Below are 11,254 nucleotides of genomic sequence, written 5' to 3'. Positions count from 1 at the left end.
GCGGAAGCGATGGCGACCATCCAATTCGACAATCTCGGCCACTCCTATCACCCGCACCCGACGAAGCCGGAGGATTACGCGCTCCGCCGCCTGTCGCAGGAGTGGGAGGACGGCAAGGCCTATGCGCTGCTGGGGCCCTCGGGCTGCGGCAAGTCCACGCTGCTGAACATCATCTCCGGCCTGCTGGTGCCCAGCGAGGGGCGGGTTCTGTTCGACGGGCTGGACGTCACCCGCTGCACGCCCGAGGAGCGCAACATCGCCCAGGTGTTCCAGTTCCCGGTGATCTACGACACCATGACGGTGTACGAGAACCTCGCCTTCCCGCTGCGCAACCGCAAGGTTCCGGCTGCCGATGTCGACCGCCGCGTGCGGCAGGTGGCCGAGGCGCTGGACCTGACCGACGATCTGAAGAAGCGCGCCCAGCGGCTGACGCCGGACGCCAAGCAGAAGATCTCGATGGGCCGCGGCCTCGTGCGCTCGGACGTGGCGGCCATCCTGTTCGACGAGCCGCTGACCGTCATCGACCCGCACACCAAGTGGATCCTGCGCCGCAAGCTGCGCCAGATCCATGAGGAATACCGCCTGACCATGATCTACGTGACCCACGACCAGGTGGAGGCGCTGACCTTCGCCGACAAGGTCGCGGTGATGTACGAGGGCGCCATGGTCCAGCTCGGCACCCCGCAGGAGCTGTTCGAGAATCCTGAGCACACCTTCGTCGGCTATTTCATCGGCAGCCCCGGCATCAACCTGATGCCCTGCACGCTGGGCAATGACCATGCGCTGGTCGACGGCATCGCCATCCCGCTGCCCGACCGCGCCGTGCCCGCGGTGGGGGGCAAGTTCGAGCTGGGCATCCGGCCGGAATTCCTGGAGCTGACCCGCAGCGGCAGCGCCGGATCGATCCCGGTGCAGGTCACCGGTGTCGACGATCTCGGCACCTCCAAGCTGGCGACGGTGCGGCTGGGCAGCCACACGCTGAAGGCGCGGCTGAGCGAGGAGCAGGAGATCCCGGCGCTGGACGCCGCCATCCGTTTCCCCACCCGGTGGACCAAGCTCTACCGCGACAGCCATCTGGTCGGTTGAAGGAGGCACAAGCCATGGATAAGGTCCAGGACAACCGGGCTTGGTTCCTGATCATCCCGGTCTTTCTGATCGTCGCCTTCAGCGCGGTGATCCCGCTGATGACGGTGGTCAATTATTCGGTGCAGGAGATCTTCGGCCCCGGTCAGACCTTCTTCGTCGGCACCGAATGGTTCGAGGCGGTGCTGACCGACGACCGGCTGCATGACGCTCTGGTCCGCCAGATCATCTATTCGCTGGCGGTGCTGGCGATCGAGATCCCGCTGGGCATCCTGATCGCTCTCGGCATGCCCGGCGGTCGCAGCGCTAAGACGTCGCTGACGCTGGTGCTGCTGGCCCTGCCGCTGCTGATCCCGTTCAACGTGGTCGGCACCATCTGGCAGATTTTCGGCCGTGGCGACATCGGCCTGCTGGGCGCCACCTTCCGCGCCCTCGGCATCGATTACAACTACACCAACAACTCGGCCCATGCCTGGATGACCGTGCTGGTCATGGATGTCTGGCATTGGACCAGCCTCGTGGCGCTGCTGTGCTATGCCGGGCTGCAGTCGATCCCGCCGGCCTTCTATCAGGCGGCCAAGATCGACGGCGCGTCGAAATGGGCGGTGTTCCGCTACATCCAGCTGCCGAAGATGCGCGGCGTCCTGATCATTGCGGTGCTGCTGCGCTTCATGGACAGCTTCATGATCTACACCGAGCCGTTCGTGCTGACCGGCGGCGGCCCCGGCAACTCCACCACCTTCCTCAGCCAGTATCTGACGCAGATGGCGGTGGGGCAGTTCGACATCGGCAAGGCCGCGGCCTTCTCCATCGTCTACTTCCTGATCGTGCTGCTGTTCAGCTTCATCTTCTACACCGTCATCACCAACTCCGGATCGGGAGAGAAGAAATGAGCAAGGCTGCGGTTCTCGCTCCCGGCTCGCTGGCCGCCCCGGCCAACATCCGCCGGTCCTCCGCCCGGGTGTCGAACAGGACGATCGTTCTCGTCTGCTACATCGTCTTCCTGATGTTGCCCATCTATTGGATGGTCAACATGTCCTTCAAGACGAACGAGGAGATCCTGTCCGGCCTGACGCTGTTCCCGCGCAATCCGACGCTGCAGAACTACGTCACCATCTTCACCGATCCCAGCTGGTACAGCGGCTACATCAACTCGATCTATTACGTCACGCTGAACACGGTGATCTCGCTGACGGTGGCGCTGCCGGCGGCCTACGCCTTCTCGCGCTACCGCTTCATCGGCGACAAGCATGTGTTCTTCTGGCTGCTGACCAACCGGATGGCGCCGCCGGCCGTGTTCCTGCTGCCCTTCTTCCAGCTCTACCAGACGGTCGGCCTGTTCGACACGCATCTGGCCGTGGCGCTCGCCCACTGCCTGTTCAACGTGCCGCTGGCGGTGTGGATCCTGGAAGGCTTCATGTCGGGCGTGCCGCGCGAGATCGACGAGATGGCCTACATCGACGGCTACAGCTTCCCGCGCTTCTTCGGCACGGTGTTCCTGCCGATGATCCGGGCCGGCGTCGGCGTCACCGCCTTCTTCTGCTTCATGTTCAGCTGGGTCGAACTGCTGCTGGCCCGCACGCTGACCTCGGTCGACGCCAAGCCGATCGCCGCCACCATGACCCGCACCGTCAGCGCGTCGGGCATGGACTGGGGCCTGCTGGCCGCCGCCGGCGTGCTGACCATCCTGCCGGGCGCGCTCGTGATCTGGTTCGTCCGCAACTACATCGCCAAGGGCTTCGCCCTGGGCCGGGTCTGAGGGAGGCCGCGTCATGGATATGGGTTGGATGGCGTGGACTGCGCCGACCGCGATCTTCTTCGTCTGCATCGCCCTGATGCTGGCCGGCATGACGGTGTGGGAGGTGCTGTCGCCGACGGTGGAGGCCAAGGGCTTCCTGCCGATGCGCACCACCCGCGGCGACCGCCTGTTCATCGGCCTGCTCGGCAGCGCCTTCATCCATCTGGGCTGGCTCGCCGCGACCGACGTGTCGCTGTGGGGCGCCTTTGCGGTCTCGCTGCTGTGGATTGCTTTCGTGATCCGCTTCGGCTGAGGGGGGAGCCAGAGGTTTTCAAGGGATCCGTTCCTCCGCGGGGCTGCGGGGAATACGGGAAGAACGGTGGTTTCCGCCGGTAGCTCAACAATCAAACGTCAACCAGACACCAAGTCGACAAGTGGGAGGAAGCATGCTTCAGCACCAGACTCTGCGGCGCCGCCTGACCGGGGCCGTGATGGCCGGCGGCATCGGCGTTCTGCTGGCGATGGCCTCGGCGGGTCCGTCCGCCGCCATGACGCCGGACCAGGAAGCCGTCGCCAAGCGCATCATCGAGGAACTCCAGCCCTCCACGCTCTCCAAGGACGAGCAGATGAAGGAGCTGGAATGGTTCGTGAAGGCGGCCGAGCCGTACAAGGGCATGGAGATCAACGTCGTCTCCGAAACGCTGACGACGCACGAGTTCGAATCGAAGACCCTCGCCAAGCTGTTCAGCGAGCTTACCGGCATCAAGCTGAAGCACGACCTGATCCAGGAAGGCGACGTCATCGAGAAGCTGCAGACGCAGATGCAGTCGGGCCGCAACGTCTATGACGCCTACGTCAACGACAGCGACCTGATCGGCACCCACGTCCGCTATGGTCAGGCCGTCGCGCTGTCCGACTTCATGGCGGGCGAGGGCAAGGACGTCACCCTGCCGACGCTGGACGTGAAGGACTTCATCGGCACCAGCTTCACCACCGGCCCGGACGGCAAGCTCTACCAGCTGCCCGACCAGCAGTTCGCCAACCTCTACTGGTTCCGCGCCGACTGGTTCGCCCGTCCGGACCTGAAGGAGAAGTTCAAGGCCAAGTACGGCTACGATCTGGGCGTGCCGCAGAACTGGTCGGCCTATGAGGACATCGCCGACTTCTTCACCAACGACGTGAAGGAGATCGACGGCACCCGCGTCTATGGCCACATGGACTACGGCAAGAAGGACCCGTCGCTCGGCTGGCGCTTCACCGACGCGTGGCTGTCGATGGCCGGCGCCGGCGACAAGGGCCTGCCGAACGGTAAGCCGGTGGACGAGTGGGGCATCCGCGTCGAGGGCTGCCGCCCGGCCGGCGCCTCGGTCAAGCGCGGCGGCGACACCAATGGCCCGGCCGCCGTCTATTCGCTGACCAAGTACATCGACTGGCTGAAGAAGTACGCGCCGCCGGAAGCCTCTGGCATGACCTTCTCCGAAGCCGGTCCGGTGCCGGCCCAGGGTGCGGTCGCGCAGCAGATCTTCTGGTACACGGCCTTCACCGCCGACATGACCAAGAAGGGCCTGCCGGTCGTCAACGAGGACGGCTCGCCCAAGTGGCGCATGGCCCCCTCGCCGCACGGCCCGTACTGGGAAGAGGGCATGAAGCTCGGCTACCAGGATGTCGGCTCCTGGACGCTGCTGAAGTCCACTCCGCTGGAACGCCGCAAGGCCGCCTGGCTCTATGCCCAGTTCACCGTGTCGAAGACCGCGTCGCTGAAGAAGACGCTGGTCGGCCTGACGCCGATCCGCGAAAGCGACATCCAGTCCGAGGCGATGACCAAGGTCGCGCCGCAGCTGGGCGGTCTGGTCGAGTTCTACCGCAGCCCGGCCCGCGTCGCCTGGACGCCGACCGGCACCAACGTGCCGGACTATCCGAAGCTGGCCCCGCTGTGGTGGCAGAACATCGCCGAGGCGGTCACGGGTGAGCGCACCCCGCAGCAGGCGATGGACAATCTGGCCGACCAGATGGAGCAGGTCATGGCCCGCATGGAGCGCGCCAAGATCGGCGGCGAGTGCGCCCCGCAGCTGAACAAGCCGGAGGACGCCAAGGTCTGGTTCGACAAGCCGGGCGCGCCGAAGCCGAAGCTGGCCAACGAGAAGCCGAAGGGTGAGACCGTTGCCTATGACGACCTGCTGAAGGCCTGGAAGGAAGGCCGCGCCCGCTGATCCGGGATGCGGTGACGGGTTCGCTCTTCCGGCGGGCGTCCTGGTTGCGCCGGAGGTGACCCTGGGGCGGCGGCATGCCGTCGCCCCTTTTCTTTATACGACCACTAGCCAATCCCCTCTCCCCCCCGGGGAGAGGGTTAGGGTGAGGGGGGTGCGCGGCGTGGGCTTCGTTTGTTGAAGCCGCTCCGCATTCCTTGAAAAATCACGCCATGCGTCCCCCTCACCCCGACCCTCTCCCCGCTTTCGGCGGGCCGGGGGTCCGCCTGTCGCGTCAGCGCAAACGAAGTTTGCGCGTGAGTGGGGGAGAGGGGGAGACGCGCGATAATTGGAAAACTGGGGGACACGCAGCATGACCAAGGCCAGCCATATCCTCGCCATCGACCAGGGCACCACCTCGTCGCGGGCGATCCTGTTCGATGGCAGGGGGACTCCGCTGGCCGAGGCGCGGCGCGAGTTCCCGCAGCATTATCCCGGCGACGGCTGGGTCGAGCATGATCCCGCCGACATCCTGCGCGACATCCGCACCGTGGCGCGCGAGGCGGTGGAGAAGGCCGGGGTCGATGTCGCCGCCATCGCCGCCATCGGCATCACCAACCAGCGTGAGACCGCCGTGGTGTGGGACCGCGCCACCGGCGAGCCGATCCACCGCGCCATCGTCTGGCAGGACCGCCGCACCGCGTCGCTCTGCCACGATCTGGTCGCTTCAGGGAATGCCGAGTTGGTGCGCGCCAAGACCGGCCTGCTGATCGACGCCTATTTTTCCGCCACCAAGATCGCCTGGATTCTCGACCATGTGCCGGGCGCCCGCGCGCGGGCCGAACGCGGCGAGCTGTGCTTCGGCACCATCGACAGTTTCCTGATCTATCACCTGACCGGGTGTCAGGTGCATGCGACCGACGCGACCAACGCCTCGCGCACCATGCTGTTCGACATCCATGCCCAGGATTGGGACGACGAGCTTCTGGCGCTGTTCCGGGTGCCGCGCGCCATGCTGCCGCGGGTGCTGGACAGCTCCGACGATTTCGGCGCCACCGAGCCGGAGTTGCTCGGCCGGCCGATCCCGATCGCCGGGGTGGCGGGTGACCAGCAGGCGGCGGCCTTCGGGCAGGCCTGTCTGACGCCGGGCATGGCGAAATCGACCTACGGCACCGGCTGCTTCGCGCTGATCAACACCGGGGAGACGCCGGTGGTGTCGAAGAACCGGCTGCTGACCACCGTCGCCTACCGGCTGAACGGCAAGACGGCCTATGCGCAGGAAGGCTCGATCTTCGTGGCGGGTGCCGCCATCAAGTGGCTGCGCGACGGCATCGGCATCATCACCCATGCCAGCCAGACCGACGACATGGCGACCCGCGTGCCCGACAGCCACGGCGTCTATTTCGTCCCGGCCTTCGTCGGATTGGGCGCGCCACATTGGGATTCGGATGCCCGTGCCGCGATCTTCGGCATGACGCTGGACGTCGGCCCGGCCCACATCGCCCGAGCCGCCCTGGAGGCGGTCGCCTACCAGACCCGCGACCTGATGGAGGCGATGGCCGGCGACTGGGGCGGCACCATCAACGCGCTACGCATCGACGGCGGCATGGCGGCCAACGACTGGCTCTGCCAGTTCCTGGCCGACCTGCTGAACATGCCGGTCGAACGCCCGAAGGTGATCGAGACCACGGCGCTGGGTGCCGCCTGCCTCGCGGCGCTGCGGGTCGGCGTGTTCGACGGTTTGGACTCGGTGTCCGACGCCTGGCGCAGCGAGCGCCGGTTCGAACCGCGCATGGAGCAGGACAGGCGCGACCGCCTCTATGGCGGCTGGCGCGACGCCGTGGCGCGGGTGCGGTCGGAGCGTTGAAGCAGCTTCGATGGCGTGAAATTGCTGAGTTTGTGGCGCAGACGAACAAGTCGCCGTCTTCGTCGGCCGGTAGATTGACCTTGGTTGCGCGCTCCTCCCTCGGGTGCGTCGTCCTCGCCAATCCCGCGAGGACACTGGGCCGGACGGTTCATGCCGTCCGGCCCGTTTTCTTTTTGGATCACACTCCGTCCGGGCTGGTCAGTATGTGGCGGATCTCGCTCTTCAACAGCTTGCCGGTTGCGGTGTGGGGCAGGCTGTCGACGAAGCGGACGTCGTCGGGGATGCACCATTTCGCCACCTTGCCGTCGAAGACCGCCAGCAGTTCCTCGCGGGTCAGGGTGGAGTCCGGCTTGCGGACGACGACCAGCACCGGGCGCTCGCCCCATTTCTCGTCGGGAACCGCGACGGCGGCGGCTTCCTGGACGCCGGGATGGCCGACGGCGATGTTCTCCAGGTCGATGGAGCTGATCCATTCGCCGCCGGACTTGATGACGTCCTTGGTGCGGTCGACGATCTGGACATAGCCGTCGGCGTCCATCGTCACCACGTCGCCGGTCTCGAACCAGCCCGGCACCGTCTGATGGGCGGGGCTTTCCGTCACGCCGAAATAGCCGGAGCAGACTGTGGGCCCGCGCACCAGCAGCCGGCCGAAGCTGGTGCCGTCGCGGGCCACGTCGTTGCCGGAGCCGTCGACCACGCGGAACTGCACGCCGCAGATCGGCCGACCCTGCTTGGAGGCGAGCGCCAGCGCCGCGTCGGCGTCCAGCCCACGATGCTTGCCCTTCGGCATGTTGGCGAGGCCGAGCGGGCTGGTCTCCGTCATGCCCCAGGCATGCAGAACCTCCACGCCCATCTCCTGGAAGCGCTGGATCATCACCGGCGGACAGGCGGAGCCGCCGATGGCGATGCGGCGCATCGTCGTGAGCTTCTTCCTGTTGGCATCCAGCCAGTTCAGCAGGGCCAGCCACACGGTCGGCACGCCGGCGGTGTTGGTGACCTTTTCGCTTTCGAACAGCTCGTACAGGCTGGCGCCGTCCAGCTTGCCGCCGGGGAAGACCAGTTTGGCGCCGACCATCGGCGCGGCATAGGGCACGCCCCAGGCGTTGACGTGGAACATCGGCACCACCGGCAGCACCACGTCCGCGGCCGACAGGCCGAACACGTCCGGCATGCAGGCGGCCATGGCATGCAGGTAGGAGGAGCGGTGGCTGTACAGCACGCCCTTCGGGTTGCCGGTGGTGCCGGAGGTGTAGCACATGCCGCAGGCGGTGTTCTCGTCCAGCTCCGGCCACTCGAAGCTGTCCGGCTGTTCGGCCAGCAGATCCTCGTAGCACAGCAGGTTGGGCAGGCTGGAGGCCGGCATGTTGGCCCGGTCGGTCATCACGACGATGCCCTTCAGCCCGGTCAGCTCGTGGGCGATGCCCTCCAGCAGCGGCACGAAGGTCAGGTCGGTGAACAGCAGCCGGTCTTCGGCATGGTTGACGATGTAGGCGATCTGTTCCGGGAACAGGCGCGGGTTGATGGTGTGGCAGACCATGCCCGAGCCGCCGATGCCGTAGTAGCATTCCAGATGGCGGTAGCCGTTCCAGGCCAGCGTGCCGATGCGGTCGCCCGGCTGCATCCCCAGCGCCGCCAGCGCATTCGCCAGCTTCTGGGCGCGGACCCAGGCGTCGGCATAGGTGTAGCGGTGGATCGGCCCCTCGGTGGTGCGCGACACGATCTCGGTGTCGGCATGGTAGAGCGCCGCGTGACGCAGGATCGACGTCACCAGCAGCGGGCCATTCATCATCATTCCGCGCAGCATCGTTTCACTCCCGGTTCATTTCTCTTCTGTGTGGGCACGGTCTGTTTTGGGTCTTCGTCAGGCAAGCAGGCGTCAGGCAAGCAGGCGGCGAGCCGCCGTTCGGCATCGCCCTCCATCGCCTTCAACTCGCCGATCACCTCGGCGATTTCCGACTGCATGCGTTCAAGCTCGGTCAGGCGGGCGCGGATCTTCCGCAGGCCGTCGCGGTACTGCCCGGCGCTGGGCCGGCCGGAGCGGTAATGGGCAAGGTATTCGGCGATCTGTTCCAGCGAGAAGCCGACCCGCCGGAATTTGAGGATCAGCTTCAGCCGGGCGCGGTCGCGGTAGGTGAACACCCGCCGTCCCCCGGCCCGTTGCGGCGCCAGCAGTCCCTTTTCCTCGTAAAAGCGCAACGCCTGCGGCGTAAGGTCGAACTCCGCCGCCAGCTCCGTCACGCCATACACCCGATCCCGTTCGGCCATGGACATTCCCCTGTGCCACCAATTTCGCCACGGGCGCAGGGGGAAGTCAACGTCAATGAGCTAAAGCGGACTTTATGTGCAACCGTGCTGTCAGCCCGCGCGCACCTGTGTGAGGAAGCGGTTCACCTCCTGGCTCAGCGAGTCGGTGTGGCTGGACAGTTGACGGACGGAGGCCAGCACTTCGTAGGCGACCTTGCCGCTTTCGCTCGCCGCCCGATTGACGCCGCCAATGCTGTCGGAAACGGTCTGCGTCCCTTGGGCGGCCTGCTGGATGTTGCGGCTGATCTCGCGGGTGGCGGCGCCTTGCTCTTCGACCGCGGAGGCGATGGAGGTAGCGACTTCGTTGATGTGGCCGATGACCCGGACGACCTGCTGCAACTCGCCCACCGCGTCACCGGTCATCGACTGGATGTCGGCGACCTGGACGGCGATATCGTCGGTGGCTTTGGCCGTTTGGGTGGCGAGCGCCTTCACTTCGTTCGCCACCACGGCGAATCCGCGCCCCGCCTCTCCGGCGCGGGCGGCCTCGATGGTGGCGTTCAGCGCCAGCAGGTTGGTCTGGCTGGCGATGGAGTTGATGAGTTCGACCACGGCGCCGATCCGCTCGACCGCCTCGGCCAGACCGCCGACCTTGACGTTGGCGCGCTCCGCGATCCCGACCGCCTCGCGGGCGATCTCAGAGGATTGGCCGACCTGCCGGCTGATCTCGCCAATGGAACTGGTCAGTTCTTCGGTCGCGGCGGCGACGGTCTGGACGTTGGCGGAGGTTTGACCGGTGGTCACCGCCACGTCGCCGGCGAGCTTGCCGGTTTGGTCCGCGGCCCTGGTCACGGCGCTGGCGCGGCTTTCCATGCCGGCGGCCTCCACCACCACGGCATGGATCACGCCGCCGACCGCCTGTTCGAAGCGGTCCGCCATCGCGGCGACGGCACGGTGCTTGTCCTCCTCGGCGCGGCGGGCCTGCTCGGCCCGTTCGGCCTCCAGCCTTTGTTTGGCCAGCGCATTCTCCTTGAACACCTGGGTGGCCCGGCTCATGTCGCCCAGTTCGTCGCCGCGGCTGGTTTCCGGGAAGCCGACCGTCAGGTCGCCGTCGGCCATCGCCCGCATCCGCCCGGCAAGCGAGCGGATGGTGGCGCTGATGTTGTGCCCGACCAGCGCCAGCAGCAGGATGGCCGGCAGCGCCAGCCCGCCGATGACGCCGAGCAGGGTCCATAGCTGCGACAGGAAAGCGGACCACAGGTCGTCGATGAAGACGCCGGTGCCGATGAAGATCCGCCAGGGTTCGAACCCCTTCACATAGGCGAGCTTCACCGCCGTCTCGGTGCCGCCGACGGTGCGCGGCCAGTCATAGGCGTAGGTGCCCTCGCCCTTCTTCTTCACGATGTCGATCAGCGCCGGGATGACGGGCAGACCCGCCGCGTCCTTGATGCCGGAGACGTCCTTGCCCATCAAAGCCTTGTTGGCATGGGCGAACCCGATGCTGTCATAGGTGTGGGCGAACAGATACTCCTCCCCACTGTAGCGGATGGCGAGGAAGGCTTCCTTGAAGCGGGCCTGCGCCTCCTCACGGGTCAGGTGGCCGGCGGCGACTTCGCCTTCGAACCGTGCCGCCATGCTGTGTCCCGCCTCGACCATGAAACGAAGGGCATCGACGCGGTCCTGGTACATCCGATTATAGCTGAGATAAAGCCCGGCACCGGCGATTGCCAAACAGGCGAGACTGGCTGTTGCAACCAGCATCAGCAGCTTCGCACGGATCGAGAGAGAAGTTCCTGTCATGGCTCACCACCTTTCGGCGCACTTTACACGCCTTGTCTTGCGGCGAATTGTTGCGCGAATAGTGAACCAAATCCTTACAAAGGACGCGCGCTAGAGTGTCGCATGCAGAGGCTTGGAAAAGCGGCCGTGCAACAAGTGCGAGTATTTTAGATAATTCGCCAGTATTCTGAAAATTGATTGAGGATCATTGCTTTCTTCCCGTTCTCGGTGATGTGCGATGCGCCCGAGGCGCCTACCTTCTCACGGTGTCCGAACGCCCGGTCCGCGCATCCACGGTCATGTCAGAGATTTCACATGACAAGCCGCGGCGGCCGGTGCTTTCTGCAGATCGGCCTT

9 protein-coding genes are annotated in these 11,254 nt (G+C 66.0%); 6 read left to right on the top strand and 3 right to left on the bottom strand.

What is annotated here, in order from left to right; translation table 11 throughout:
• Positions 1 to 9: 9 nt before the first annotated feature.
• The 6 genes from ACCD06_RS01365 to glpK all read left to right on the top strand — a co-directional run bounded on the left by ACCD06_RS01365 (position 10) and on the right by glpK (position 6,874).
• The gene (locus tag ACCD06_RS01365; protein WP_413338178.1) at positions 10 to 1,086 is read left to right on the top strand and encodes an ABC transporter ATP-binding protein; all 1,077 of its coding nucleotides are present in this window, start codon (positions 10 to 12) and stop codon (positions 1,084 to 1,086) included.
• A gap of 14 nt (positions 1,087 to 1,100) precedes the next feature.
• On the top strand, positions 1,101 to 1,976 hold the full coding sequence (locus ACCD06_RS01360) for a carbohydrate ABC transporter permease (protein ID WP_109073443.1): 876 nt from the start codon (positions 1,101 to 1,103) through the stop codon (positions 1,974 to 1,976).
• Between the two features lie 113 nt (positions 1,977 to 2,089).
• The gene (locus ACCD06_RS01355; protein WP_085091209.1) at positions 2,090 to 2,842 is read left to right on the top strand and encodes a carbohydrate ABC transporter permease; all 753 of its coding nucleotides are present in this window, start codon (positions 2,090 to 2,092) and stop codon (positions 2,840 to 2,842) included.
• Between the two features lie 19 nt (positions 2,843 to 2,861).
• Positions 2,862 to 3,134: a DUF2160 domain-containing protein gene (locus ACCD06_RS01350; RefSeq protein ID WP_109073460.1), complete on the top strand. Its 273-nt coding sequence runs from the start codon at positions 2,862 to 2,864 to the stop codon at positions 3,132 to 3,134.
• A gap of 133 nt (positions 3,135 to 3,267) precedes the next feature.
• The gene (locus ACCD06_RS01345; protein WP_136702381.1) at positions 3,268 to 5,031 is read left to right on the top strand and encodes an ABC transporter substrate-binding protein; all 1,764 of its coding nucleotides are present in this window, start codon (positions 3,268 to 3,270) and stop codon (positions 5,029 to 5,031) included.
• Between the two features lie 349 nt (positions 5,032 to 5,380).
• Complete coding sequence (gene glpK, locus ACCD06_RS01340; RefSeq protein WP_413338175.1) at positions 5,381 to 6,874, top strand: glycerol kinase GlpK; 1,494 nt, start codon at positions 5,381 to 5,383, stop codon at positions 6,872 to 6,874.
• A 178-nt stretch (positions 6,875 to 7,052) separates the two neighbouring features.
• Here the strand turns inward: glpK and ACCD06_RS01335 are convergent, their stop codons facing one another.
• The 3 genes from ACCD06_RS01335 to ACCD06_RS01325 form a co-directional block, all read right to left on the bottom strand.
• Positions 7,053 to 8,678: a 3-(methylthio)propionyl-CoA ligase gene (locus tag ACCD06_RS01335; RefSeq protein WP_136702379.1), complete on the bottom strand. Its 1,626-nt coding sequence runs from the start codon at positions 8,676 to 8,678 to the stop codon at positions 7,053 to 7,055.
• A complete protein-coding gene (locus ACCD06_RS01330; protein ID WP_413338173.1) occupies positions 8,663 to 9,139 on the bottom strand; it encodes a MerR family transcriptional regulator in 477 nt (158 codons plus the stop codon). Before ACCD06_RS01330 ends, ACCD06_RS01335 begins: the two co-directional genes overlap by 16 nt.
• Positions 9,140 to 9,229: 90 nt before the next feature.
• Positions 9,230 to 10,918 carry a methyl-accepting chemotaxis protein gene (locus tag ACCD06_RS01325; protein WP_413338171.1) on the bottom strand — a complete coding sequence of 563 codons (1,689 nt, stop codon included), beginning with the start codon at positions 10,916 to 10,918 and terminating at the stop codon, positions 9,230 to 9,232.
• Positions 10,919 to 11,254 lie beyond the last annotated feature (336 nt).

Origin of the sequence: Azospirillum sp. CT11-132 (assembly GCF_047302835.1) — a bacterium.
GTDB lineage: Bacteria > Pseudomonadota > Alphaproteobacteria > Azospirillales > Azospirillaceae > Azospirillum.
This window is presented reverse-complemented; position numbering and strand designations above follow the sequence as displayed.